Genomic DNA, 25,990 nt, shown 5'->3' on the forward strand with positions numbered 1-25,990 from the left:
GTGCGCGCTGGTGACGTTGCCGTCGCTATCAACCGGGGTGACGACCGGAGGACCGTCGGTTTGGCCGTTGATCGTGATGGTCAGCACCGCTTCGCTCTTGTCGCCGTCCGCGTCGGTGATGGTGTAGTGGATGGTTTCGGTCAGCGTCTGGCCGTTGTTGAGCGCCTGCACAGCCGGCAGGCTGTTGTTCAGCTGGTAGGACCAGGTGCCGTCGCCGTTATCCACGAGCTTGCCGTACTTGGCATCCGTCGTCGTGATCGTGACGGTGCTAGCGTCCGCACCCAGCGTGTCGTTAGTCAGAACGTTGCCGGTGATCGGGGTAGCAGTGTCTTCGGCAACCGAAGCCGCGTCGTTCTTGGCAACCGGCGCCGTATCAACGATCTGGACGACCAGATCGTTGCTCGTGGTTTTGCCGGCCAGGTCGGTGACGCTGACCGTGAAGCTGTCGCGAACCGAGTCGTCGCCCGCCGAGTGATCGTCGGCGCCGCCGGTTTCCTTATACGAGTAGGAGATGACACCGGTCGCAGCGTTGTAGCCCGTGACCGTCAGCACGCCCTTGTCGGTCGTGATGACGACCGGGTTCGCGACAGATGCGCCCGTCACATCGCGGCCAGCCACGGTGACGGTTGCAATGCCGGCTTCCGCCGACACGCCAACCGAGCCGGTGACCGTCGCGCCGGAGCCTTCCACCACGCTGTTGTGCGCGCTGGTGACGTCGCCGTCGGAATCAACAGGGGTAACCACCGGAGGACCGTCGGTCTGGCCCGTGACCGTGACGGTCAGGGTGGCGGTGCTGCTGGCGCCGTCCTTGTCGGTCACGGTGTAGGTGATCGACGTTTCCTTCGTTTCGCCGTCGTTCAGCGCCTGGAAGTCGGGGCCAGGATTGAAGCTGTACGAACCGTCGGCGTTCAGCGTGAAGCTGCCGCCGTTGGAGCCGGCGATCGCCGTGCCCACGCCGGCCGCCTGGCCGTTGACGGCCGAAACGTGCAGCGCGTCGCCGTCGGCATCGCTGTCATTGGACAGCACGCCATTCTGCGCCGTGACGGTCAGCGACGAATCTTCATCGGTCTTGCCGGCATCGTCGGCGGCGGTCGGGGCCGGGTTCTTTACGTCCCACTGGAAGGTCTGGCTGACCGTGGCGCCGAGCGAGTCGGTGGCCGTGATGACGACGGTGTAGACGCCGTTGTTGCCGCCTTGCGAGGCCGACGAGTCGATCTTGCCGGTGATCAGGCCAGTGGCCGGATCCAGCTTCAAGCCGGGGGGCAGGCCGTTGGCCGAATAGGACAGCTTGTCGCCGGTGTCGACGTCCTTGAATTGCTTGGAAATATCCAGGTCGACCACGACGTCGCTGTCGTTGCTGGCCTGGTTGTCCAGAGTCACGCCCGGGGTCAGGATCGGCGTGTCGTTCGTGCCGGTGACCGTGACGGTGAGCGTGGCGGTGGAGGTCGCGCCGTCGGCGTCGGTCACGGTGTAGGTGATCGAGGTGGTGGCGGTGGCCTTGTCGCCCAGGTTCTGGAAGTCCGAACCGGGATTGAACGTGTACGAACCGTCGGCGTTCAGCGTGAAGCTGCCGCCGTCGGAGCCGGCAACTGCCGTGCCCACGCCGGCCGACTGGCCGTTGACGGCCGAGACCTGCAGCTTGTCGCCGTCGGCATCGGTGTCGTTGGACAGCACGCCGTTCTGGGCGGTGACGGTCAGCGAGGTGTCTTCGTCGGTCTTGCCGGCATCGTCGGCGGCGGTCGGGGCCGGGTTCTTCACGTCCCACTGGAAGGTCTGGCTGACCGTGGCGCCGAGCGAGTCGGTGGCCGTGATGATGACGGTGTAGACGCCGTTGTTGCCGCCTTGCGAGGCCGACGAGTCGATCTTGCCGGTGATCAGGCCAGTGGCCGGATCCAGCTTCAGGCCGGGGGGCAGGCCGTTAGCCGAATAGGACAGCTTGTCGCCGGTGTCGACGTCCTGGAACTGCTTGGAGATGTCCAGATCCACCACGACGTCGCTGTCGTTGCTGGCCTGGTTGTCCAGGGTCACGCCCGGGGTCAGGATTGGCGTGTCGTTGGTGCCGGTGACCGTGACGGTGAGCGTGGCGGTGGAGGTCGCGCCGTCGGCATCGGTCACGGTGTAGGTGATCGAGGTGGTGGCGGTGGCCTTGTCGCCCAGGTTCTGGAAGTCCGAACCGGGATTGAACGTGTACGAACCGTCGGCGTTCAGCGTGAAGCTGCCGCCGTCGGAGCCGGCAACTGCCGTGCCCACGCCGGCCGCTTGGCCGTTGACGGCCGAGACCTGCAGCTTGTCGCCGTCGGCATCGGTGTCGTTGGACAGCACGCCGTTCTGGGCGGTGACGGTCAACGAGGTGTCTTCGTCGGTCTTGCCGGCATCGTCGGCGGCGGTCGGGGCCGGGTTCTTTACGTCCCACTGGAAGGCCTGGCTGACCGTGGCGCCGAGCGAGTCGGTGGCCGTGATGATGACGGTGTAGACGCCGTTGTTGCCGCCTTGCGAGGCCGACGAGTCGATCGTGCCAGTGATCAGGCCAGTGGCCGTATCCAGCTTCAGGCCGGGAGGCAGGCCATTGGCCGAGTAGGACAGCTTGTCGCCCGTGTCGACGTCCTGGAACTGCTTGGAGATGTCCAGATCCACCACGACGTCGCTGTCGTTGCTGGCCTGGTTGTCCAGGGTCACGCCCGGGGTCAGGATCGGCGCGTCGTTGGTGCCGGTGACGGTGATGGTCAGCGTGGCGGTCGAGCTGGCGCCCTGGAAGTCCGACACCGTGTAGGTGATCGAGGTCGTGGCCGTCTGGCCAGCGCCCAAATTCTGGAAGGCGGCGCCCGGATTGAACGTGTAGGTGCCGTCGGCGTTCAGCGTGAACGTGCCTCCGTTCGAGCCGGTGACGGCCGATCCCACGCCCGCCGCCGCGCCATTGACTTCGGAAACGTGCAGCGGATCGCCATCCGGATCGGTGTCGTTGCCCAGCACGCCTTCGGTGCGGTGCTCGACCACCAGGACGTTGTCCTCGGTCGTGGTGTTGGTGTCTGCGACGGCGGTCGGCTCGGGGTTGCCCACCTTCCAGAGGAAGGTCTGCGAGACCGAGGCGCCGGACTTGTCGGTGGCCGTGACGGTGATGAGGTACTCGCCCTTGACGCCCGTGTTGGTGTGGTCCGAGGCCCAGTTGGCGAACTTGCCGGTGAACGTGCCGGTGGTTTCGTCGAACGTCAGGCCGCCCGGGACGTGATCGACCGAATACGTCAGCACATCGCCGTTGTCGACATCCTTGAAGAAGCCGGACAGGTCGTATTCGACGGTGTCGCCGTCCATGTTGTTGCGGTTTTCCAGCGGCGTCACCGTGGGCGCGTCGTTGGTGCCGGTGATTTCAACCGTCAGCGTCGCGGTGCTGGTGCCGCCCTGGCCGTCGGAAACCGTGTAGGTGATCGAGCTGGACGCGGTCTCGCCGGCCGCCAGGTTCTGGAACGCTGAACCCGGATTGAAGCTGTACGAACCGTCGGCGTTCAGCGTGAAGGTGCCGCCATTGGAGCCGGTGATCGCCGTGCCCACGTTGGCCGCATTGCCGTTCACTTGCGACACGGTCAGCGTGTCGCCGTCCGGATCGGTGTCGTTGGCCAGCACGCCGTTCTGCGCGGTGACCGTGAGCGACGTGTCTTCGTCGGTCGTGCCGCTATCGGCCACCGCGGTCGGGGCCGGGTTGGTCACGTCCCACTGGAATTCCTGCGAGGTCGAGGCGCCGGACGGATCCGTCGCGGTCACCACCACGGTGTACACGCCGTTGTTGCCGCCTTGCGAGGCGGAATGATCGATCGTGCCGGTGATGATGCCGGTGTTCGGGTCGATGGTCAGGCCCGGCGGCAGGCCGGTGGCCGAGAAGGTCAGCGTGTCGCTGGTGTCCGTGTCGGAGAAGCGGTCCGACACGTCGTAGCGCACGTCGGTCTGGGCGTCGACGCCGGACTGGTTGGTCAGCGCGGACGACACCGGGCCGTCGTTGGTGCCGGTGATGGTCACGACGACGGTCGCGGTGGAGGTCGCGCCGCTCGGGTCGGTGATGGTGTACGAAATGGTGCTGGTCGCGGTTTCGCCCGAGGCCAGGTAGTCATACTGGCTACCCGGAGTGAAGACGTAGCTGCCATCGGGCTGGACTACGAAGGTGCCGCCCGTGGAACCCAGCACGGAAATGCCGCCCGGAATCATCGGACGGCCGTTGATAGAGGTGATCGCCAGGGGATCGCCGTCGGGATCGGAGTCGTTGGCGAGCAGGTTGCCGCGCACTTGCGCGCCCTGGTTGCCGGCGCCAGCGTCGTCGAGCGCGTTGGGCGCGTTGTTGGCGGGCGTGGTCGGCGTCGTGGGCGTGGCGGCGGCGTCGCCGTCATCGCCGGTCAGCGCAGCGCCCGACACGCGCGGCAGCGTATCGTCGCCGCGCGCCGGGTTCGGGTAGGCCAGGTCCAGCGGGCTGGTGGTTTCCAGGATGCGGGCCAGGCGGACGAAGCTGCTGCCGCCGGCTTCGCCGCCGCCGGCCACGACCGCGGCCGTGGGATCCAACTCGTCGAACGGGTCGCGGCCGGCTTGCAGGGCGGCCAGCAGGCGGTCGGAATCGGTGCCCGAGGGCGGCGCGACGGCGGCTTCCGTCGGATCGGCCAGCGGGCCGGTCATGTCGCCGTTGACGGCGACTTCGCGGCCTTCGCCGATCACGATCGGCATGCCGTTTTCAACCTGAAGCGAAACCGTGGCGCCCGAGGCAGTGACGATGTCGCTGCCGGCCGGGACTTTGCTGCCTTGATGCAGTTCGGTCAGGGAACCGTCGCTATTGCGTATCCACGCGCGACCGGAGATTTCGTTGACGACTGCGGGAGAGGAGTTGGCCATGTTGGTTCCGTTTCAGGGAGTTATCCAAGATGGCCAGATACTACGGGTCGCCGATGCCGGCGGATATTGTCCTTGAGGACAGGTTCACGCAGTGATTTTGCTGCGCGCGTCAGTCGGGGCGGAAATGCCGTGGACCAGCAGCGCAAGCTGCAGGCGGTCGGTGACGCCGAGCTTGTCGAATACCGCCGACAGATGCGCCTTGACGGTGCGTTCCGTGATGCCCAGCGCCTCGGCGATCTGGGCGTTGGCCTGGCCGCTGGCGGCGTAGCGCGCGACGGTGATTTCGCGCTCGGTCAGCCGGCCGCCGTCCCAGGCGTGCGCGTCCTGCGCGCGCTCGGTGACAAGCTTGAGCAGGCGGGACACCAGTGAGCGTCCCATCCAGATGCCGCCGGAGGCGACGACTTCCAGCGCCTGCGCCATCGCGGCGGGCTGCGCATAGCTGTGGCAGTAGCCGTGCGCCCCGGCGCCCAGCGCCTGCGTGCCTTGCTCGTCGTTGGGGCTGGCGCTGGCGACCACGACATGCAGGCCGGCCAGCGTCGGCGTCCAGGCTGGATCGTGCCAGGAGGGGAGCTTGGGCACGTCGGCATCCAGCACCGCCAGCGTACGGCCTTGTTCTCGCCAGCGTTGCAGATCCGCCAGGCCTCGCCCGCGGGCTGCCATCCAGCGCGCCGGGTCAAGCGCGCGCCAGTGCTGCCAGAGCAGGTCGTCGTGCGTAATCAACAGGACGGGAATGGGTTTCATAAGGCCTTGAAGCTCTCCATTAACGTTCGGTGAAGGCGTTCGACTTCGCCCGCAGAATGGGCTTGAGCAGGTACTGGAGCACCGTGCGCTTGCCTGTCAGGATATGAACCTCTGCCACCATCCCGGGGATGATGGGCAACAGCTTGTCGCCTACGGTGCTGCGGTCCGTGCGCACGCGCACGACGTAGTAGGAATTGCCTTTCTCGTCGGTCACGGTGTCCGCGCCGATCTGTTCCACCCGGCCTTCCAGGCCGCCGTAGATCGCGAAGTCGTAGGCCGTGAACTTGACCTCGGCCTTCTGGTCCGCGTGCAGGAAACCGATGTCGCGCGGCTGGATGCGCACTTCGAGCAGCAGCGTGTCGTCCTTGGGGACGATCTCGATGATGTCCTTGCCCGGCTGCACCACGCCGCCGACCGTGTTGTTGAACAGGGTCTTGACGGTGCCGCGCACCGGGGCGCGCACTTCGGCCAGCTTGACGCGGTCGACCAGTGCGGCCTTGCCTTCGCGCAGCGTCGCCAGCTTGGTGTTGGTTTCAGACAGTTCGCTGCGGGCCTGGTTGCGGATGTTCAGCTCGGCTTCCTGGATCTTGCTTTCGGCTTCCTTGATGGAGGCCTGGAAGCGGTCGATCTGCGCCTCGGCGCCTTTCTGCTCCCCGCAATACCGGGCGACATCGCGTTGCAGGCGCAGGAGGTCGACCTCGGACACGGCGCCGCTCTTGAGCAGCGGCCGGGTCACCTGCAGCTCGCGCGAGGTCAGGCCGCAGCTTGCCGAGGCCTGGTCGCGCTTGGCGATGGTTTCGCGCAGGTCTTCCTGGCGTTGCTTGAGCTGTTCGCGGGCCACGTTGACGGTGGCGTTCAGCTCGGTGTTGCGTGCCTGCCAGGCGTTGCGTTCCATTTCGCCCAGGCCGGGCGCCTGCTTGAGCACTTCCTCAGGCGTGACGAAGGGCTCGCCCGTGGCCAGCGCTTTCAGGCGGGCGGACTTGGCCAGCAGCGATAGATACTCCGCATTGTTCTCGCCCAGCGACGAGGTGAAGCGGGTGGAGTCGATCTTCAGCAGGATCTCGCCGGCCTCGACTTCCTGGCCGGGGCGGACCAGGATCTCCTGGACGATACCGCCGTCCAGGCTCTGGATGATCTGCACCTGGCGGGACGGCACGACCTTGCCTTCGCCGCGGACCACTTCGTCGATGCTGCCAAAGCCCGCCCAGACGAGCAGACCCATGGTGGCCAGCAGCGAGGTCCACAGCAGGATGCGCGAACCGCGGGCCTGGGACTCGTGGATGACCCATTCGGCGTTGCCGATGTAGTCGGACCGCTGGACGGGTTTGCCTTTGTCGGCGCCGTCCAGGATGCGATCGAAGAAGAAGACGAAAAGGTTGCGCGGGGCGCGCAGCAGGTTGCCAAAGAAACCGTGCTTGGGGGCTCCAGGATTGTTCAGCATGGTCTTCTCAGCTTCCGCGTCCAACGCGTCCTTGACGCAGGGCTTCGACAACTTGTTCCTTCGGACCGTCGGCCACGATATGGCCGTTGTCGATCACGATAAGGCGGTCGACCAGTTCAAGGAGCGCGGTGCGGTGCGTCACCAGCAGGATCGTCTTGGTCGCGCTGGCCTCGCCCAGGCGCTTCCGAAGCTGGGCCTCGCTCTGGTGGTCCATGTTGCTGCTGGGCTCGTCCAGCAGCAGGATCGGCGGATCGTTGATCAGTGCGCGGGCCACGGCCACTGACTGGCGCTGGCCGCCGGAGAGCGATTCGCCGCGCTCGCCGATGATCATGTCGAAACCATTGGGGTGCAGGTTGGCGAACTCGGTCACGCCGGCCATGTTGGCCGCCGCCAGAATGCTGGCGTCGTCGGCGTAGGGCGCGCCCATCGCCAGGTTGTGCTTGAGGCTGCCGTAAAACAGCAGGGGATCCTGCGGAACGTGGCCGATGGCCCGGCGCACGTCGGCCGGGTCGATCTGGCGCACGTCCACGCCGTCCAGCAGCACGGCGCCTTCGGTGGGCTGGTACAGGGCGAGCGCCAGTTTTTCAAGCGTCGTCTTGCCAGAACCGATGCGGCCGATAATGCCGACCTTCTCGCCCGGCTTGAGCTTGAACGACACCTTCTTGAGCACCGGCTGCGTGCTGCCGGGATACGCGAAGGTCACGTCGCGGAACTCCAGGCCGCCGTGGAACACGGGGCGATGCAGGAATTCTGCCTCGGCCGGACGCTCGATCGGCATCTTCATGTAGTTGTCGATGGAACCGAGCGACGTGCGCGCGTTCTGGTACTGCATCAGCAGGCCGGCGACCTGACCGAGCGGCGCAAGGCAGCGGCCGGCGATCATGGATGCGGCAATGATGCCGCCCATCGACAGCGCCGATTCCTGGGCCAGATATACGCCGATGATCACGACGGCAATCGACACGAGCTGCTGGACCGCCTGCACGAAGCCCACCGTGGACGACGAGATCAGCTTGAGCTTGCCGCCCGTCTGCGCGATGAATTCGGTGGCGCGTTCCCAGTTGCGCTGGATTGCGCCCTGGGCGTTGAGCGTCTTGACGGCTTCCAGGCCGGTCAGCGCTTCGACGAGCGTGGCGTTGCGTTGCGACGAGGCCTGGAACGAGGCCATCGTCAGCGCTTCCATGCGCGCCTGCGCCGCCAGCGACACCAGCAGGATCAGCACAATGGCGACCAGCGGCGGCAGGATCATCCACGGTGAAATCCAGGCCAGGGCGGCCAGGAACAGCAGGATGAAGGGCAGGTCGACCAGCGTCGTGATGGTGGCCGAGGCGATGAAGTCGCGAATGGATTCGAACGAGCGCAGGTTGGCCGCGAAGGACCCGACCGAGACCGGACGGCCTTCCAGCCGCAGGTCCAGCACGCGTTCCATGATCTGCGCGGACAGGCGCACGTCGACCCGTTTGCTGGCGCTGTCCACCACATGGGACCGCGCCGTGCTCAGGATCATGTTGAAGATCACCACCAGCGTGATGCCGATGGCCAGCACCCACAGCGTTTCGACGGCGTTGTTCGGCACCACGCGGTCGTATACGTTCATGGTGAAGAGCGGCATCGCCATGGCGAACACGTTGATCAGCAGCGCCGCGACGAGGGCGTCGCGGTACAGCCGGCGGTTCTCCATGATGGCCGCCCAGAACCAGTGGCGCTCGCGCACCTTGGCGACTTCCGGGGCGCGGGCGTCAAAGCGGAATTGCGGGCGGACGAAGCACACCAGGCCGCTGTACTGCTCGGCCAGTTCGGCCGGGTCCATGTCGAAGGAGCTGCCGCCCAATTCAGGATGGCTGACCACGAATTTGCCGCCGTCCTTCTTGAGCAGCAGGCACGCGCGTTCGCCCTTGAGCAGCAGGATGGCGGGCAGGAGGTCCTGCGAGATGTCATCCAGGGTGCGCTTGACCACGCGCGCCGAAAGCTGCGCCCGCGCGGCCGCGCGGGGCAGCAGGGCGGGCGTGAGGCGGTGTTCTTCGAGGGGCAGGCCCGAGGACAAAGCTTGCGCGGTGGCCGTCACGCCATGCAGGCGGGTGATTTCCACCAGGCAATCGAGCAGCGGATCGTCGTGCGCGGCGCGGGCATCAGCGCGCCAATCCCGGGCGGCCTTCTCAGATAACTTGTCCATCTTCGTCATCCAACAGGTCGAGGTGTTCCGAGAGACGCGCACGCTGCTGCTTGCGCTGGGTGAGCTTTTGCTGGGCCTGGACAGGCAGGTCTGTCATCCGCAAGGTGCCGTTGGCGATCAACGCGTCAATTAAGTCTTCAAGGACGCGGACAAAATCCGCGTCCAACTGCGAGAAATCACTGCCCTTGTTTGCCATCGGGCCTCCTTGCGGCTGCGCCGGTCAGGGCCGGGCGGCAGGCGCGTTCACCGGCACCAGCGTGGGGGGCAGGGTGCCTTCGTTGTAATGCACGCGCACGGGAGCCAGTCGGGCGGTATCCGGAACGGTCGAATTGCACAGCTTGATCACTTCGTCCGACACTTCCAGCTTGCCGTTTTCCTCGGGCATCTCATTGCGCGCGGGTTGCAGCGCCAGCGCCGGCAGCAGGGTGTGGGACAGGGCCAGCCAGCGGTACTGCGCAAGACGCAGATCATAAATGGCATTGGTCAGCGCACGGCGCGATTCGAACAGTTCATTTTCCGTGTCCAGCAGGTCCAGCAGAGAGCGCTGGCCAATCTGGAACTGTTGCGCGTACGCATCACGCACCTTGGTCGTGGCCACCTCGTGGTCACGCAGGAAGGGCAGCTTCTGGTTCAGGCTGGTGATGTTGTTCCAGGCCACGGCCAGGTCCTGCTGCACGTTGCGGCAGGTGTAGTCGCGGATGTCGCGGGCGGCGTAGGACTGGTTGGCGGTCTGGCGCACGCGGGCGGAGTCCGCGCCGCCGCGGTACAGGTTGTAGCTCATCACGACCTGGACGCTGGAGCTCTGGATGTCGCGGCTTTGCGGGGTCGGATCGTTCTGGTCGCGGCCCGTGTTGGCCACGAATTCAAACTTCGGCGAGAACGCGCCCTTGGACGACTGCACGCCCGCCTGCGCGGCCTGCAGGCTCGCCTGCTTGGACAGGAAGCTGGGGTTGCGGCGCAGCGATTCGTTGAAATTGCCCGGGGCCTTGGGCAGCTTGTCGGCGATGTCAGGCGCCGGCAGCATCGATTCAGGCGGGAAGGCGCCGGTCACGCGCTGGAAGCGCTGTTGCACGTCCAGCAGGTTGGCCGTTTCGGTCATCAGGTTGGTCTGGGCCAGCGACAGACGGCCGCCGGCCTGTTCCAGGTCGACGCGCCGGCCCACGCCGGATTCCGTGCGCTCGCCGATCTGCTTGAGGGTGCTTTCGTGCAGCGAGTAGTTCTGGCGAGCCAGCAGCTCCATGTCGCGATAACGCTGCAGGTCGATATAGGCCTGCACGGCGGTGAAGGCGGTGTTGTCGCTGGTGGCCAGCACGTCATAGAAGCGCGCCAGCTTGTCGAAACCGGCCTGCTTGACGTCGTTGGTGGTGCGGAAGCCATCAAAAATCAGCTGGCGCAGTTCGACGCTCCAGCCGGGGCGGTTCCAGCTCTGCGAGCCGACGCCGGGCACGTTGTTGCGCCATTCGCGGCCCAGGTAACCCTGCGCATTGATCTGCGGGAAGTAGGCGGCGCGGGCGACGGCCTGGCCTTCCAGGGACGCCTGGAAGTCGTGGTACTTGGCCTGGATTTCGGGATTGCTGAGCAGGGTCTGCTCAACGATCTGATTCAACGTCACTTGCGGTTGCCCGGCGGGTGCGGCAGCGACGGGCGTCGCGGACTGTGCAAAAACGGCAGGGGCAAATGCAAGGGCAAGGACCGAGGTCGTGCTTTTGAGCAAAAACGAAGCCATAGTGATTATTCGCGAGTCAAGTTGAGATTGAATGGCCGCCATGTTGTATGTAAATGTCAGCTTTGGCGAGTCAAGATTTGTTAACTCTTGAGGATTATTGCTGGCGGTCCATAAGGTGAATTTCGCGCAACATCTAACTACTTCTTCGAATTTGCACGAACATCGCTTAACCTAACGCGGCTTATTTCTATTAATACGGATTATTACGTATTATTTCGAAGTAACAGCGTTCGGAGCGTGTGGCGATTATATCTATTTGAGAGTTCTGTATCTATTTTGTTTACCAATTTGTATCCGTCTCAAAAATATGAGCGTGGTTTATTTGTTATGCAACAAGTTGACATGACGGTCGCTTTCGCCGGGGAAGCGCCGTCAGCATGGTAGTGGTGGTACTGGTATATAAGGTGTGCTTGTACTAGGTTTGGTGGCTGGGCATAATCCTTTTCATGCCGCAGCAGCCGGCGCGGCAGGGAAGCGTTTTACCCATCGCGCCGGACTCAAGCCGGATTGTCTATTTGCAGAGCGCATCCATGGCCCAAACCCTTTACGACAAACTCTGGGACGCCCACATCGTCCACCAGGAATCAGACGGCACCTGTCTGCTCTATATCGACCGCCACCTGCTGCATGAGGTCACCAGCCCGCAGGCGTTCGAAGGGCTGACGATGGCAGGCCGCAAGCCGTGGCGTACCGGCGCCAACCTGGCCGTGGCTGACCACAACGTGCCCACGATGAACCGTGCACAGGGCATCGACGACCCGATCTCGCGTTTGCAGGTTGACACGCTGGACGACAACTGCGGCAAGTACGGCATCACCGAATTCCGCATGAACGACCTGCGCCAGGGCATCGTCCACGTCATCGGACCGGAGCAGGGCGCGACCCTGCCGGGCATGACCGTGGTCTGTGGCGACTCGCACACCAGCACACACGGCGCGCTGGGCGCGCTGGCCTTCGGCATCGGCACGTCCGAAGTCGAGCACGTGCTGGCCACGCAGACGCTGCTCATGAAGAAAGCCAAGAGCATGCTCATCAAGGTCGACGGCGAGCTGCCGTTCGGCTGTACGGCCAAGGACGTGGTGCTGCACATCATCGGCATCATCGGCACGGCCGGCGGCACGGGTCACGCCATCGAATTTGCAGGCAGCACGATCCGCGCGCTGTCCGTCGAAGGCCGCATGACCGTCTGCAACATGGCGATCGAAGCTGGCGCCCGTTCCGGCATGGTCGCCGTCGACGACAAGACCATCGACTATTTCCGCGGCCGTCCGTTCGCGCCCACCGGCGTCGTCTGGGACCAGGCCGTCAAATACTGGCGCACGCTGCACACCGACGAAGGCGCCAAGTTCGACACCGTGGTTGAAGTCAACGCGCGCGACATCAAGCCGCAGGTCACGTGGGGCACGTCGCCCGAAATGGTGCTGCCGGTGGATTCCCGTGTGCCGGACCCCGACGGCGAAAAAGACGACGTGCGCCGCAGCGGCATGGAGCGCGCGCTGGAATACATGGGCTTGAAGCCCAACACTCCGCTGACCGACATCCGCGTGGATCGCGTGTTCATCGGTTCGTGCACGAACTCGCGCATCGAAGACCTGCGCGCCGCGGCCGTCGTGGCGCGCGGCAAGCGCGTGGCGTCCAATGTGCGCCAGGCGATGGTGGTGCCGGGCTCGGGCCTGGTGAAGCAACAGGCCGAACGCGAAGGCCTGGACAAGATCTTCATCGAAGCCGGCTTTGAATGGCGCGAACCGGGCTGTTCGATGTGCCTGGCCATGAACGCCGACCGCCTCGAACCCGGCGAGCGTTGCGCCTCGACCTCGAACCGCAACTTCGAGGGCCGGCAAGGGCAGGGCGGCCGCACGCACCTGGTCAGCCCGGCCATGGCCGCCGCCGCGGCCGTCGCCGGCCATTTCGTCGACGTCCGCACGTTCCGTTAAGCGACAAGCACCGAGTAGACATCATGCAAGCATTTACCACTCACGAAGGCCTGGTGGCGCCGCTCGACCGCGAAAACGTCGACACGGACCTCATCATCCCCAAGCAGTTCCTCAAGTCCATCAAGCGCACGGGCTTTGGCCCCAACCTGTTTGACGAGCTGCGCTATCTGGATCACGGCGAGCCGGGCATGGACAACAGCAAGCGTCCGCTCAATCCGGATTTCGTGCTGAACCAGCCGCGCTACCAGGGCGCCTCGGTCCTGCTGGCCCGCAAGAACTTCGGTTGCGGCTCCAGCCGCGAGCACGCGCCCTGGGCGCTGACGCAGTTCGGTTTCCGCGCCATCATCGCGCCGTCGTACGCCGACATCTTCTTCAACAACAGCTTCAAGAACGGCCTCTTGCCGATCGTGCTGTCCGAGCTGGAAGTGGCGCGCCTCTTCGATGAAGTGAAGGCGTTCCCGAACTACAAGCTGAACATTGATCTGGACCGCCAGGTCGTGATTGCCGCGGACGGCCGCGCCATGGGCTTCGACATCGAACCCTTCCGCAAGTATTGCCTCTTGAACGGCTTTGACGACATCGGCCTGACGCTGCGCCATTCGGACAAGATCCGCGCCTTCGAGGCCGAGCGCCTGGCCCGTCATCCGTGGCTCGAAAGCCGCCCCATCGCCTGATCAAACCATCGAAACAGGATCGTTTTTCAATGACCCACAACATCGCAGTCTTGCCGGGTGACGGCATCGGCCCGGAAATCGTCGAACAGGCCGTGCGCGTCCTGAAGGCGCTGGACGTTCCCTTCGACATCAAGGAGCAGCCGGTCGGTGGCGCCGCTTTCGACAAGTTCGAGCATCCGCTGCCGCCCGCCACGCTGAACCTGGCCAAGGAATCGCACGCCGTGCTGTTCGGCGCGGTTGGCGACTGGAAGTACGACACGCTGCCGCGCGAGTTCCGTCCCGAACAAGCCATTCTGGGCCTGCGCAAGGCGCTGGGCCTGTTTGCCAACCTGCGTCCGGCCATCCTGTATCCGGAACTGGCCAGCGCCTCGTCGCTCAAACCTGAGATCGTGTCCGGTCTGGACATCCTGATCATCCGCGAACTGACCGGCGACATCTATTTCGGCACGCCGCGCGGCGTGCGTTCGTCGCCGGACGGCGCCTTCACCGGCGAGCGCGAAGGCTACGACACCATGCGCTACGCCGAATCCGAAGTGCGCCGCATCGCGCGCATCGGCTTCGAATCGGCGCAGAAGCGCAACAAGAAGCTGTGCAGCGTCGACAAGGCCAACGTGCTCGAGACCTCGCAGTTCTGGCGCGACATCGTGATCGAAGTGGCGCGCGAGTACCCGGACGTGGAGCTGTCGCACATGTACGTCGACAACGCGGCGATGCAGCTGGTGCGCAACCCGCGCCAGTTCGACGTCATCGTCACCGGCAATCTGTTCGGCGACATCCTTTCCGATGAAGCGGCCATGCTGACGGGTTCGATCGGCATGCTGCCCTCGGCCTCGTTGAATGCCAGCGGCCAGGGCCTGTACGAGCCCAGCCACGGTTCGGCGCCGGACATCGCGGGACAGGGCATCGCCAACCCGTTGGCGACGATCCTGTCGGCCGCCATGTTGCTGCGCTACTCGTTGAACCTGGCGCCGCAGGCGGATCGCATTGAAGCGGCTGTGCGCAGCGTGCTGGCCAGCGGCCTGCGTACCGCCGACATCTTCGAGCCTGGCACGACGAAGGTCAGCACCGCCGGCATGGGCGACGCCGTCCTGAAGGCCCTGGGCTGATCCCTCGCGTTGGACTGCTGCGAGGCGGTCCTGACCAACGCGCGCTGCGTTAAAAGCGTGCAGCGGTATATATACAGAGGGGCCGCCCGGCGGGTGGCCCCTCTGTTTTGGGGGGCATGCATTGCTGTTGCCGCGATGCGCCGGACTCTTCCTCCCGGGCTTGCGGCCCCGTTTTTTTCGAGCTGCAGTGCAACATCCCTGCGTGCATTCTGATAAATTGTTGAATTGCACGAAATTTCCCCCTCCTTATCTTGTCACCCCCTTTAAAGAGCGATTGAAATGAATCAAGCAGTAGGCCTTGTCGGCTGGCGCGGTATGGTCGGCTCGGTGCTCATGCAACGCATGCGCGACGAGAACGACTTCGCACTGATCGAACCGGTGTTTTTCTCCACCAGCAACGCTGGCGGCGCCGCGCCCACTTGGGCAACTGGCGCAGGTCCGCTGCAAGATGCCTACAACATTGACGCTCTGAAAAAACTGCCGATCATCGTGACGGCGCAAGGCGGCGACTACACGTCCGAGGTCTATCCCAAGCTGCGCGGCGCGGGCTGGAACGGCATCTGGATCGACGCGGCCAGCACCCTGCGCATGGCCGACGACGCCATCATCGTGCTGGACCCGGTCAACCGCCCGGTGATCGACGCGGCGCTCAAGCGCGGCGTGCGCAACTTCATCGGCGGCAACTGCACCGTCAGCTGCATGCTGATGGGCTTGGCCGGCCTGTTCAACAACGACCTGGTGGAATGGATGACCTCCATGACCTACCAGGCCGCGTCCGGCGGCGGCGCGCAGCACATGCGTGAACTGCTGACCCAGTTTGGCGAGATCAACCAGTCGGTCAAGTCCCTGCTGGACGACCCGGCTTCGGCCATCCTGGAAATCGACCGCGGCGTGCTGGCCAAGCAGAAGGACGACGCGCTGCCCCACGAACACTTTGGCGTGCCGCTCGGCGGCAACCTGATTCCCTGGATCGACAAGGACCTGGGCAACGGGATGTCCAAGGAAGAATGGAAGGGCGAGGTCGAAACCAACAAGATCCTGGGCCGCGGCGCCGCCTTCGGCACGGCGCCCACTCCGATCGATGGCCTGTGCGTGCGCATCGGCGCCATGCGCTGCCACAGCCAGGCGCTGACCATCAAGCTCAAGCGCGACGTGCCGCTGGACGAGATCGAAGCCCTCATCGCGCAGGGCACGCAGTGGGCCAAGGTTGTTCCCAACACCAAGGAAGCCACCGTTTCCGCGCTGACGCCCGTCGCTGTCACCGGCACGCTGGACATTCCGGTGGGCCGCCTGCGCAAGCTGTCGATGGGCTCGCAATACCTGGGCGCCTTCACGGTGGGCGACCAACTGCTGTGGGGCGCTGCCGAGCCGCTGCGCCGCATGCTGCGCATCGCGCTGAACGAAGCCTGATGCCGGGGCGGGCGGCTGTAACAGCTGCCCGATTCACGCAACGATGCAGTCAGGGCACCTTCGGGTGCCCTTGTTTTTTGGTGCGCGGTGGGATGTGCGAAAGCGTCGGGTGCACCAACGTGGCGCAGCCGGGAAGCGCGCGGCGCGCGGCCCGGTTCGCAAAACGTCCCGGGTGTGCCCGCCGGCCAACGTGCGTGCCCCGTTCAGGTTTGTGAAATGCGCTTGATCCATTACACTTTTCGGGTGAATTGAGGCTGTTTTTTGCGCTGCAAATGGCGCGAATGGGCCGAGGCCCGTAATTCGATTACAAGAACGGAATTCCAGCTTATGACCCAGCGTTCGCGCCACGTGAAGCATGCCCGCCGTTTGAAAGCCCTTCAGTGGGCCATTGCGCTGGCGATCGGCTCAAGCGTCTGCGGGTCGGCGCTGGCCATGCGCGTCGGGCACTCTCGCGTCGTTTCCGTGCCGGGCGCGCCGCTGCAGGCGACCGTGGGTCTGCAGGAATTGACGCCCGAAGAAATCAGCTCACTCAAGGTTTCGATTGCCGACGAAGCTGCCTGGCAGCGCGCGGGCGTCAAGCCGCCGGTGCCGCTTGCCAGCATGGTGGTTCGCGTCGAAGACGGAATCGACCCGACGCGCAAGAATCTGCGGGTGCGGTCCACGCAGGCGCCGGCTAGCGGAGCCGTGGATCTGCTGCTCGACATCAATTCCAGCTCGGGACAGCGGCAGGTACAGGTCAGCATCCTGGTGCCGCTGCGCGGCACCAGCGCAGATGTCTCGCCCGCCGCCGTGGGCGCCCCTGGCCGCACGGGCGGCACGTCGGGCACGGTCACGGTCAAGTCGGGCGATTATCTGTTTGCCATTGCCCAGCGCAATGCGGTGCCGAACGCGTCGGTCTACCAGATGCTGGTCGCGCTGTGGCGCGCCAATCCGCAGGCCTTCATTCAGAACAACATGAATCTGGTGCGTTCCGGCCAGACGCTCAAGATCCCGGACGCCGCCACGGTGCGCGCCATCGATCCGGCCGAAGCCCGCCGCATCTTCAACGAGCATGCCGAGGCGTACGCAAAGTACCGCGGACGGGTGGGCGCAGCGGCAGGTGCGAATCCGTCGGTGGTCAAGGGCCAGGACGCCGCCTCCGGCACGGTCGCCCCGCCGGCCGATTCGGGCGTCGCCACGGCTGCACCGACGCAAGATCGCGTGCGTCTGTCGACCGGCCAGGCCCAGGACAGCGCCGCCGCGCAGGCCGAGGCGCAGGCAGACGCCAAGACGTCCGCCGACCGCGCGCTCGCGGACACGCAAGGGCGGGTGAATCAGCTTCAGGCCAATGTGGACGAACTGACGAAGGCTGTTGCGCAGCAATCGGCTGCGGCCAGCGCGGCTGGTGCAGGTGCGGCTGGCGCTTCGGGCGGCGCCGGTGCGGCCGGTGCGCCGGGCGCGGCAGGCACTCCGGGTGCTGCAGGTACTCCGGGTGCTGCAGGTACTCCGGGTGCTGCAGGTACTCCGGGCGCAGCAGGTACTCCGGGCGCAGCAGGTACTCCGGGTGCAGCAGGTACTCCGGGCGCCGCAGGCACTCCGGGTGCAGCAGGCACGCCGGGCGCAGCAGGCACGCCGGGCGCAGCAGGCACGCCGGGCGCAGCAGGCACTCCGGGCGCAGCAGGTACTCCGGGCGCAGCAGGCACGCCGGGCGCAGCAGGCACGCCGGGCGCAGCAGGCACTTCGGGTGCCGCGGGCACTCCGGGCGCAGCAGGTGCTCCGGGCGCAGCAGGTACTCCGGGCGCGGCAGGTACTCCGGGCGCAGCAGGCACGCCGGGCGCAGCAGGCACTTCGGGCGCAGCAGGTACTCCGGGTGCAGCAGGCACTTCGGGTGCAGCAGGCACTTCGGGTGCAGCAGGCACTTCGGGTGCAACAGGCACTTCTGGTGCAGCAGGTACTCCGGGCGCAGCAGGTACTCCGGGCGCAGCAGGTACTCCGGGCGCAGCAGGTACTCCGGGCGCAGCAGGTACTCCCGGCGCAGCAGGTACTCCCGGCGCAGCAGGTACTCCCGGCGCCGCGGGCACGCCGGGCGCAGCAGGCGCTCCAGGCGCAGCAGGCACCCCAGGTGCAGCAGGCACCCCGAACGCGGCAAGCACCCCCGGCGCCACCACCTCCTCACCCTCCGACGCCGACAAACCCGTCGGCACGCTTCCGGACAAAACTGTGCAAACTGGCATGCCCGGCTGGCTGGCCGACAATCTTCTCGTAATCGTTACCGCGGTGCTGGCGCTGGTCGCCTTCGCCATTGCCTGGCTATTGCGCCGGGCCGCCGCGCGGCGTGACGACGATGACGAGGACAGCTATACCTACAACGAGCCCGCGCTGGATACGGCAGCGCTGAACCGCAAGCTCGACACCATCAATCTCGACCTGGACGTACCGCCCACGGACGAACCGCGCCGTATCGGCGGTCCTCGGGTTTGAAGCATGTCTAGAGTTGCATTGGGGCTGGCGTATGACGGCTCCGCCTGGCAGGGTTGGCAGACACAGCCGCACCGGCAGACGGTGCAGGATTCGCTGGAATCCGCCCTGGCCAGTTTCTGTGGCGTCGCCGATCCGGTGCCCACGATCTGCGCCGGGCGCACCGATACCGGCGTGCATGGCGCGATGCAGGTGGTCCATCTGGACACCGCGCTGAACCGCAAGACCGAATCCTGGGTGCGTGGCGTCAATGCGTTTTTGCCGCCCAGTATCTCCGTGCAATGGGCAGAAGAAGTCTCCGACGAGTTCCACGCGCGTTTTTCGGCGCGCGCCCGCACTTACGTCTATCTGCTCTGGCGCGGCCGGGTGCGTCCGGCGCTGTGGGCAGGGCGTGCGGGCTGGTGCTTTCAGCCGCTGGATGTGGACGCCATGCGCGCGGCTGCGCAGGCGCTGGTCGGCGAGCATGATTTTTCCAGCTTCCGTTCCTCGCAATGCCAGGCCAAGCATCCGGTGCGGCACATGCACAGCCTCGAGATCGAAGAGCGCGGACCGTTCCTCGTCTTCACGCTGAAGGCAAATGCCTTTCTGCATCACATGGTGCGCAACATCATGGGGGCGCTGCTGCAGGTCGGGCAGGGCAGGGAATCGGTGGACTGGATGACGCAGCTTCTGGCGTGGCGTGACCGCAAACGCGGCGCGCCCACCTTTGCGCCGGATGGCCTGTACCTTGCCAGCATCGATTACCCGGAAGCCTTCGGGCTGCGCGAACTCGATGGCGGGGCGTCGCTGCTGTCGCCCTTTACTCAATCCTATTAGGGAAGCCGCCGCTCAGCCGGCGGGATCCCGCGCCTTTCTGGAGGCATGCGCCATGCAACGCCGCGCGTTTCTGAAGCAGACCGCCCTGGGCGCCGCCGCCGGCAGCGCCGTGCTGGCCGTTCCCGCCATTGCGCAGGAAGCGCCCAACCTCACCTGGCGGCTGGCTTCGGATTTTTCGGCCGATGCGGTGACGCTGTTTGCGGGGGCCGCCGACGTCGCGCGTTATGTGGCCGAGGTCACGGACGGGCGCTTCAACATCGAGGTCTTTCCGGCCGGCCAGTTGTTCCAACCGGGCCAGACGCTGGAAGCCGTGCAGCACCGCATCGTCGAATGCGGCCATGCGGCATCGGCCAAGTATTTCACTACCGATCCGGCGCTTTGCTTTGACGGTGGCGTGCCATTTGGATTGAACACGCGCCAGATGAACGCATGGATGCGGAAAGGCGAGGGTCTGACGCTGACGCGCGAGGCCTTCGCCAAGTTCGGCATCCTGAACTTTCCCTGCGGCTATACCGGCGCGCAGATGGGCGGGTGGTTCCGCGGCGAGATCAAGACCGTTGATGACCTGCGCGGCCTGAAGGTAGCGGCCGATGGCTTTGCCGCCCACATCCTGTCGCGACTGGGGGCGACGCCGGTCGACATACCCGCGAGCGATGTGCATGCCGCGCTGGCGCAGGGCGTGGTGGACGGGGCGGCGACGATCGGCCCGTTCGACGATGAGCGGTTTGCGTTGTTCGAGGTCGCGCGCAATTATTACTTTCCGGGCTGGTGGGCCGGCACGCAGCAGTTGTCGCTGTACGTCAATCAAGACGCGTATGGCGAGCTGCCCAAGGCCTATCAGACCGCGCTGTCCCTGGCCTGCGCCGCCGCATGCAACGACATGATTGCCGCGTTCGATGCCAACAATCCCGATGCACTGCGCCGGCTGGTGTCGCAGGGTGCGCAATTGAAGGCGTATCCGCGGCCAGTGCTGCAAGCTGCGCACGAAGCCACGGTGGCGTCCTGCAATGAATTAAGCGCGAAAGACGCGACGTTCAAGAAGCTCTACGACAGCATGCTGGCTTTCCGCGGCAAGCAGGTCCCGTGGTTCCGCATGGCCGAGGGCAGCTTCGACAACATGGTGGCGACGCTGGGCGCGCCCGGGGCGTAGGGGCCGGATATACTGGCCTATCCAGTCGCCGCGGGGCGACACATCCAGAAAATGCCATGCGTACACGCATAAAGATCTGCGGGCTGACCCGCGAAGAAGACATTGAAGCCGCCGTTTCGGCAGGCGCCGACGCGATCGGTTTCGTCTTCTATCCCAAGAGCAAGCGCTGTCTCACGCCTGTTCGCGCCGCGCAGTTGCGCCGCGGGGTGCCGGCGTTTGTCGACGTCGTCGCGCTCTTCGTGAATGCGCAAGAGGAAGAGGTGCGCACGGTGCTGGGCGAAGTCGGGCCCGACCTGCTGCAATTCCACGGCGACGAAACGCCGCTGGAATGCGCGCGCTACGGGCATCGCCACCTGCGGGCCTTCCGTGCCGGCGCGCCCGGCCTGGAGACGGCGGAAAACCTGGCAGCCACTTGCCGCGCATACGGCCAGGCCGCGGGATGGTTGTTCGACAGCTACAGCGCCGGTTATGGCGGCAGCGGACATGGTTTCGACTACGCGTTGCTGGATGATGTGCGGGCCGATCCCATGTCCCGCCCGTTGATTCTGTCCGGCGGCTTGAATGCAGAAAACGTCGGCGCGGCCATCGAATCCGTGCGGCCTTGGGCGATTGATGTGAGTAGTGGCGTCGAAGTCGAGCAAGGAATAAAAAGTTCTGATAGAATCTCGTTCTTCGTTGCTGCGGCACATGACGCAGACGCGAAATTGAAGGAAAAGAAGTAGTGCTTTAAAGCGCTTTAGAGCGTGTTGCGAAAGGGCAGTTTGGCAAGGCCGCAAGGTAAATGCCGCAAAACCCGAAACGCAATAAAAACTGCAAAAAATCTTCCAAGACGATTTGCACAGTTTAAAAAAGCACTATATAATTCTTCTTCTTTGCAGGCGGTTAGCTCAGCTGGTTAGAGCGCCACGTTGACATCGTGGAGGTCGTTGGTTCGATTCCAATACCGCCTACCAAATTCCTGCAAAGGTGTGTTCGATAGAGCTAGTCGGACACAGACCTGAAAAGCCGCGACAGTCTTATGACTTCGCGGCTTTTTGCTTTTCCGCGTGCGACGGTGCTTCTAGCAAATCAAGCGCGCGGCGCGATCCTCGCATCGGTTCGCACCATCGCTGCATGGGTTCGCACCATCGCCGCATCAGTATCGCAACGCTGTTGCCTTGGTATCGCAATAGCGTCGCATCAATACCCACGCAGGTATATTCCTTCTTTCCCAATTCAAAGCCCGCCCATGCACTGCACGTTGAAGGCGTTCGTTCTGGCTCAGTTGCTGTGGCTGCCCGGCTGCGCAATCAAGGCGCCGTCGCCGGCGCAAACGGCTAGCGACGAGGCGCCGATGTATGCCGGCGCAGATCGCCGCGCGGCCGCAGCGTTGCGCGCGGGCGATGAACAACAGGTTGCACTGGCCGCAAAGGCGTTTGCATCGCCATCGGCGGCGGCGCAGGCGCGGGTCGAAGAGGGCTATCGTCTTTTCCGTGAAGACCAGCCCGGCCAAGCCATGCGGCGCTTCAATCAGGCCTGGCTCCTCAATCCCGATAACGCCGAGGTATACGCAGGTTTCGCGGTCATTCTGGAAAGCCAGCGCAAAGTCTGCCAGGCGATGAGCATGATGGACCGCGCGATCAGTTTGAATCCGCCCGCGTTTCGCGGCATTTATGCGGACGCGGGCCGGATCGCGGCGCGTTGTGCAGCAGAAGACAAGACGCTGCCGCCCGAGGCGCGCATCGCGGCCACGACGCGTTCCGACGAGTGGTACCGCAAGGGCGAGGCCGTCGAGCCGGACAAGGGTTATCTGTATGCGTCATGGGCCACTTCCTACTACTGGCGCGGCCAGTATGGCGAGGCGTGGGCCATGGTTCACCGGTCGCGTGACGCCGGCGGCAGCCCTGATGCGGAATTCGTCAGGATGCTGCGCGCCCGCATGCCGGAGCCCGCCGCATCCTGAGCCGGTCGATGCTGGGGGCGTCGAAGATAATGCGGGCAGGGCAGACGTTGCGGGCACGGCAGACGATCCGGGCGGAGCAGGCAATGGACGCGGCACGAAGCAGCCGGTTCCGCTCGGGCCCATTTGCGATATCCTGCACACCATCATGATGAGAGCACTTTGGTTATGCCTGGGCTGCCTGATGCTGGCGCTGGGCGTCATCGGCGCCTTTCTGCCGGTGATGCCGACGACGATCTTCCTGATCCTGGCCGTGGGCTGCTTTTCGCGCTCGTCGCCCCGGCTCGAGAAATGGCTGCTGGACAGTCCGACATACGGTCCATCGCTGCGCGCCTGGCGTGAACAGGGCGCGGTATCGCGCAAGGGCAAAACGTACGCCAGCCTGGGCATGGCAGCGGGCTATGTGCTGTTCTACTGGAGCGCGAATCCCTCGCCGTTGCTGGCCATCGGCGTGGGCATCTTCTTTCTGGCCAGCGCGGCCTACGTGCTCAGCCGGCCCGGCCCGCGTGCCGTTAGCCAGGCCACTGACCCCGCAGCCGAACCGCTCACCAAACCGACTGCCGAACCGCTCACCGAACCGACCACCGAACTGCCCTCCGACGCAACGACAGAATCCGCCTCGGACCCGGCCGACACGCCTGCTCGCAAATAGCCCGCACGGCCCGCATACCTCAATGCGAATGCCGCGGATCCCCGCGCGTCTCCACCACCTTCAAATACAGCGTCGCCGCTTCCAGGCACCCACCCGTAGACAGTTGTCCCACGGTCTGCCGGTAGAGCTCCTGCCAGGGCGTCTGCGACGGCGGCGCTTCGTATGCCGGTTCCTGGCGGCGCCGTTCCAGTTCTGATTCATCCACCTGCAAGATGACCGACCGCTGGTTCAGGTCCACGCGGATCCGGTCGCCGGTGCGCAGAAGCGCCAACCCGCCGCCCACCGCAGCTTCCGGCGACATGTTCAGGATGGACGGGCTGGCCGACGTGCCGCTCTGGCGGCCATCGCCCATGCAGGGCAACGAGTCGATGCCGCGCTTGATCAGATGCGACGGCGGCGCCATGTTCACGACTTCCGCGCTGCCGGGGTATCCCACGGTGCCCGCGCCGCGGATCACCAGAATGCAATGTTCGTCGATGTTCAGGGCCGGGTCTTCGATGCGGGCGTGATAGTCCTCCGGGCCTTCGAAGACGATGGCGCGCGCGTCGAAGGCGTTTTCCGAACCGGGCTCCGACAGGTACGCGCGGCGGAATGCCTCGCCCACGACCGACATCTTGATGATGGCGCTGTCAAAGAAGTTGCCGGACAGCACGATGAAGCCGGCGCGGTGCTTGAGCGGCGTGTCGCAGCTTCGGATGACGTCGGTGTTATGGGTCTTGGACGCCGCGGCGATGTCGCCGATGGACTTGCCCGACACGGTCCCGCAGTCAGGATGCAGGCGGCCCGCAGCCAGCAGCTCGTGCAGCACGGCCGGCACGCCGCCCGCGCGGTGAAAGCCTTCGCCCAGGTGCTCGCCGGCCGGCACGCAGTTGACCAGCAGCGGCACGTCTTCGCCCAGCCGCTGCCAATCGTCCAGGCTCAGGTCGACGCCCATGTGGCGCGCAATCGCGATCAGATGCGGCGGGCAGTTGCTGGACGCGCCCAGTGCCGAAGCAACGACGATGGCGTTTTCGAACGCCTGCCGCGTCATGATGTGCGAAGGCCGCAGGTCCTCGCGCACCATGTCGCAGATGCGCATGCCGGTGGCATAGGCCATCTGGCCGCGTTCGCGATACGGCGCGGGAATGCTGGCACAGGTGGGCAGCGACATGCCCAGCGCTTCGGCCAGCGAGTTCATGGATAGGGCGGTGCCCATGGTGTTGCAGTGGCCGATCGACGGCGACGATGCCGTGGCCAGCGTCATGAAGCCTTCGTAGTCCAGCTTGCCTGCGGCCATCAGGTTGCGCGCGTGCCAGATGACGGTGCCCGACCCCACGCGCTGCCCCTCATGCCAGCCATCCAGCATGGGTCCGCCGGACAGCACGATGGCCGGAATGTCCACGGTGGCCGCGGCCATCAGGCACGCGGGCGTGGTCTTGTCGCATCCGGTGGTCAGCACCACGCCGTCCAGCGGATAGCCGTGCAGGATTTCAACCAAACCCAGATACGCCAGATTGCGGTCCAGCGCCGCGGTGGGCCGTCGGCCCTGTTCGGCCAGCGGATGCACCGGGAATTCCATGGGGATGCCGCCGGCGTCCCGGATGCCCGCCTTGATGCGTTCGGCCAGCGCCAGATGGTGGCGATTGCAGGGCGCCAGGTCGCTGCCTGTCTGCGCGATGCCGATGATCGGCCGCCCCGACTGCAGTTCCTGGCGCGTCAGGCCGTAGTTGAGATAGCGCTCGACGTAGATCGCCGTCATGTCGGCGTGCGAAGGATCGTCGAACCATTTCTGGCTGCGCAGTCGGCGGGGTGTCTGGGACATGGCTGTCTCGCTTCGGTTGCTTACTGGCCCGGACCAAAAGCGGATCCGGGCCACCATTGGCGCTAGTTGCGCGCCTTCTGGATTTCGTCGTTCAGCTGCTTGACCAGTTCCGGGCCGAGCTCTTGCGTGTACTTGTCGACCACGGGCTGCACCTTCTGGCGCATCCGGGCCACTTCTTCCGGCGTGACGGTGTTGATCTTCATGCCGTTCTTTTCAAGCGTGCCCATGGCCTTGGTGGAATCGGCGCGGCTGTCCTGCCGTTCAAAGTCGCGCGACGACGCGGCGGCCTGGCGGATCAGCTTCTGCTCGTCGGGCGACAGCGTGTCCCACCACTTCTTGGACGCCAGCACCACCCACGGCGTGTAGACGTGGCGCGTGATGGTCAGGTAGGGCTGCACCTCGTAGAACTTGCTGCTCTGGATCGTGGTGATGGGATTTTCCTGGCCGTCCACCGTGCGCGTTTCCAGCGCGGTGAACAGTTCCGAGAACGGCATCGGCACCGCGTTGGCGCCCAGCGTGTTGAACACACCCAGCGCGATCTGGTTCTGCATGACGCGCAGCTTGATGCCCTGCAGGTCCTCGGCGCGCGTGATCGGCCGCTTGGAATTGGTCATGTTGCGAAAGCCGTTTTCCCAATAGACCAGGCCGACCAGACCTTTGGCTTCCAGCTTTTTCAGTAGATCCTGCCCGAGCGGGCCGTCCAGCACCGCGTCGGCCTCTTTTTCGCTGTTGAACAGGAATGGCAGGTCGAACACGCCGAATTCCTTGACCATACCCGCCAGCGGCGCGGTGGATCCCACCATCATTTCCTGCGCGCCGCCCACCAGCGCGCTCTGCATCTGCTCGTCCGAGCCCAGGTTGGCCGAACCGAAGGTCCGCATCTTGAGCTTGCCGCCGCTGACCTTTTCCAGTTCCTGCGCCAGATGGCGGGCCGCGCGGCCCTGTACGCTTTCCTCGTTCAGTCCGTAGCCGAAGCGGATGAGGCGCGGCTTGACGTCCGCGGCCGCGGCCACCCCGGCGACGGTGCAGGACAGCACCGTCGCCAGGACAAGAATGCGGGTCTTGAATTGCTTGATCATGGTGTTTCTCCTCGGGGGTTTTCAA

Annotated in this window: 17 protein-coding genes, 1 tRNA gene and 1 pseudogene; 11 read left to right on the plus strand and 8 right to left on the minus strand. The window is 65.1% G+C overall.

Annotated features, from left to right (window positions below; genetic code table 11):
- From KW836_RS10885 to KW836_RS10910, 6 genes are all read right to left on the minus strand, one after another.
- Positions 1-4,866: retention module-containing protein (locus tag KW836_RS10885; RefSeq protein WP_218343321.1), on the minus strand; the 4,866-nt coding region annotated here is incomplete at its 3' end.
- Between the two features lie 84 nt (positions 4,867-4,950).
- On the minus strand, positions 4,951-5,607 hold the full coding sequence (locus KW836_RS10890; RefSeq protein ID WP_175138570.1) for a response regulator transcription factor: 657 nt from the start codon (positions 5,605-5,607) through the stop codon (positions 4,951-4,953).
- A 19-nt stretch (positions 5,608-5,626) separates the two neighbouring features.
- Entirely contained in the window at positions 5,627-7,048 is a 1,422-nt protein-coding gene (locus KW836_RS10895) for an HlyD family type I secretion periplasmic adaptor subunit (RefSeq protein WP_175123990.1), read from the minus strand.
- Between the two features lie 7 nt (positions 7,049-7,055).
- Positions 7,056-9,221 (minus strand): type I secretion system permease/ATPase, encoded by a 2,166-nt coding sequence (locus KW836_RS10900; protein ID WP_370633017.1) that lies wholly within the window; start codon positions 9,219-9,221, stop codon positions 7,056-7,058.
- On the minus strand, positions 9,205-9,417 hold the full coding sequence (locus tag KW836_RS10905; RefSeq protein ID WP_105238190.1) for a hypothetical protein: 213 nt from the start codon (positions 9,415-9,417) through the stop codon (positions 9,205-9,207). The genes KW836_RS10900 and KW836_RS10905 overlap by 17 nt, the downstream gene beginning before the upstream one ends.
- 24 nt (positions 9,418-9,441) lie before the next feature.
- The gene (locus KW836_RS10910; protein WP_218343322.1) at positions 9,442-10,947 is read right to left on the minus strand and encodes a TolC family outer membrane protein; all 1,506 of its coding nucleotides are present in this window, start codon (positions 10,945-10,947) and stop codon (positions 9,442-9,444) included.
- A gap of 530 nt (positions 10,948-11,477) precedes the next feature.
- Here KW836_RS10910 and leuC point away from each other — a divergent pair.
- From leuC to KW836_RS10965, 11 genes and pseudogenes are all read left to right on the plus strand, one after another.
- Positions 11,478-12,881, plus strand: a complete 1,404-nt coding sequence (leuC, locus tag KW836_RS10915; protein ID WP_218343323.1) for a 3-isopropylmalate dehydratase large subunit — start codon at positions 11,478-11,480, stop codon at positions 12,879-12,881.
- Positions 12,882-12,904: 23 nt separating this feature from the next.
- Positions 12,905-13,555, plus strand: coding sequence for a 3-isopropylmalate dehydratase small subunit (leuD, locus tag KW836_RS10920; RefSeq protein WP_218343324.1), 651 nt, complete (start codon positions 12,905-12,907; stop codon positions 13,553-13,555).
- Between the two features lie 29 nt (positions 13,556-13,584).
- Positions 13,585-14,661: a 3-isopropylmalate dehydrogenase gene (gene leuB / locus KW836_RS10925; protein WP_175123995.1), complete on the plus strand. Its 1,077-nt coding sequence runs from the start codon at positions 13,585-13,587 to the stop codon at positions 14,659-14,661.
- Between the two features lie 279 nt (positions 14,662-14,940).
- Positions 14,941-16,071, plus strand: coding sequence for an aspartate-semialdehyde dehydrogenase (asd, locus tag KW836_RS10930; protein WP_175184985.1), 1,131 nt, complete (start codon positions 14,941-14,943; stop codon positions 16,069-16,071).
- Between the two features lie 327 nt (positions 16,072-16,398).
- Positions 16,399-18,531 carry a FimV family protein gene (locus KW836_RS10935; RefSeq protein WP_255595374.1) on the plus strand — a complete coding sequence of 711 codons (2,133 nt, stop codon included), beginning with the start codon at positions 16,399-16,401 and terminating at the stop codon, positions 18,529-18,531.
- Positions 18,532-18,534: 3 nt separating this feature from the next.
- Positions 18,535-19,344, plus strand: a complete 810-nt coding sequence (gene truA, locus KW836_RS10940) for a tRNA pseudouridine(38-40) synthase TruA (RefSeq protein ID WP_218343325.1) — start codon at positions 18,535-18,537, stop codon at positions 19,342-19,344.
- Between the two features lie 52 nt (positions 19,345-19,396).
- The gene (locus tag KW836_RS10945) at positions 19,397-20,494 is read left to right on the plus strand and encodes a TRAP transporter substrate-binding protein (protein WP_218343326.1); all 1,098 of its coding nucleotides are present in this window, start codon (positions 19,397-19,399) and stop codon (positions 20,492-20,494) included.
- 56 nt (positions 20,495-20,550) lie between these two features.
- The gene (locus KW836_RS10950; RefSeq protein WP_218343327.1) at positions 20,551-21,216 is read left to right on the plus strand and encodes a phosphoribosylanthranilate isomerase; all 666 of its coding nucleotides are present in this window, start codon (positions 20,551-20,553) and stop codon (positions 21,214-21,216) included.
- Between the two features lie 154 nt (positions 21,217-21,370).
- Positions 21,371-21,447, plus strand: a tRNA-Val gene (locus tag KW836_RS10955).
- A 65-nt stretch (positions 21,448-21,512) separates the two neighbouring features.
- Positions 21,513-22,436, plus strand: coding sequence for a tetratricopeptide repeat protein (locus tag KW836_RS10960; RefSeq protein ID WP_255595375.1), 924 nt, complete (start codon positions 21,513-21,515; stop codon positions 22,434-22,436).
- A gap of 145 nt (positions 22,437-22,581) precedes the next feature.
- A pseudogene (locus KW836_RS10965) lies at positions 22,582-22,944 on the plus strand (YbaN family protein); the annotation flags it as partial.
- A 160-nt stretch (positions 22,945-23,104) separates the two neighbouring features.
- On the opposite strand, the gene KW836_RS10970 reads toward KW836_RS10965, so the two are convergent.
- Both KW836_RS10970 and KW836_RS10975 read right to left on the minus strand, forming a co-directional pair.
- Positions 23,105-24,886, minus strand: a complete 1,782-nt coding sequence (locus tag KW836_RS10970; protein ID WP_218343329.1) for an IlvD/Edd family dehydratase — start codon at positions 24,884-24,886, stop codon at positions 23,105-23,107.
- A gap of 62 nt (positions 24,887-24,948) precedes the next feature.
- The gene (locus KW836_RS10975) at positions 24,949-25,965 is read right to left on the minus strand and encodes a TRAP transporter substrate-binding protein (RefSeq protein ID WP_175124000.1); all 1,017 of its coding nucleotides are present in this window, start codon (positions 25,963-25,965) and stop codon (positions 24,949-24,951) included.
- Between the last annotated feature and the right edge of the window lie 25 nt (positions 25,966-25,990).

The organism is Achromobacter sp. ACM05, assembly GCF_019218915.1.
Taxonomy (GTDB): domain Bacteria; phylum Pseudomonadota; class Gammaproteobacteria; order Burkholderiales; family Burkholderiaceae_B; genus Achromobacter; species Achromobacter animicus.

Excerpts from the sequence above, each read along its gene's own strand:
- KW836_RS10890 (WP_175138570.1), bottom strand. The coding sequence starts at position 5,607 with ATGAAACCCATTCCCGTCCTGTTGATTACGCACGACGACCTGCTCTGG.
- KW836_RS10895 (WP_175123990.1), bottom strand. The coding sequence starts at position 7,048 with ATGCTGAACAATCCTGGAGCCCCCAAGCACGGTTTCTTTGGCAACCTG.
- KW836_RS10900 (WP_370633017.1), bottom strand. The coding sequence starts at position 9,221 with ATGGACAAGTTATCTGAGAAGGCCGCCCGGGATTGGCGCGCTGATGCC.
- KW836_RS10905 (WP_105238190.1), bottom strand. The coding sequence starts at position 9,417 with ATGGCAAACAAGGGCAGTGATTTCTCGCAGTTGGACGCGGATTTTGTC.
- KW836_RS10910 (WP_218343322.1), bottom strand. The coding sequence starts at position 10,947 with ATGGCTTCGTTTTTGCTCAAAAGCACGACCTCGGTCCTTGCCCTTGCA.
- leuC (WP_218343323.1), top strand. The coding sequence starts at position 11,478 with ATGGCCCAAACCCTTTACGACAAACTCTGGGACGCCCACATCGTCCAC.
- leuD (WP_218343324.1), top strand. The coding sequence starts at position 12,905 with ATGCAAGCATTTACCACTCACGAAGGCCTGGTGGCGCCGCTCGACCGC.
- leuB (WP_175123995.1), top strand. The coding sequence starts at position 13,585 with ATGACCCACAACATCGCAGTCTTGCCGGGTGACGGCATCGGCCCGGAA.
- asd (WP_175184985.1), top strand. The coding sequence starts at position 14,941 with ATGAATCAAGCAGTAGGCCTTGTCGGCTGGCGCGGTATGGTCGGCTCG.
- KW836_RS10935 (WP_255595374.1), top strand. The coding sequence starts at position 16,399 with ATGACCCAGCGTTCGCGCCACGTGAAGCATGCCCGCCGTTTGAAAGCC.
- truA (WP_218343325.1), top strand. The coding sequence starts at position 18,535 with ATGTCTAGAGTTGCATTGGGGCTGGCGTATGACGGCTCCGCCTGGCAG.
- KW836_RS10945 (WP_218343326.1), top strand. The coding sequence starts at position 19,397 with ATGCAACGCCGCGCGTTTCTGAAGCAGACCGCCCTGGGCGCCGCCGCC.
- KW836_RS10950 (WP_218343327.1), top strand. The coding sequence starts at position 20,551 with ATGCGTACACGCATAAAGATCTGCGGGCTGACCCGCGAAGAAGACATT.
- KW836_RS10960 (WP_255595375.1), top strand. The coding sequence starts at position 21,513 with ATGACTTCGCGGCTTTTTGCTTTTCCGCGTGCGACGGTGCTTCTAGCA.
- KW836_RS10970 (WP_218343329.1), bottom strand. The coding sequence starts at position 24,886 with ATGTCCCAGACACCCCGCCGACTGCGCAGCCAGAAATGGTTCGACGAT.
- KW836_RS10975 (WP_175124000.1), bottom strand. The coding sequence starts at position 25,965 with ATGATCAAGCAATTCAAGACCCGCATTCTTGTCCTGGCGACGGTGCTG.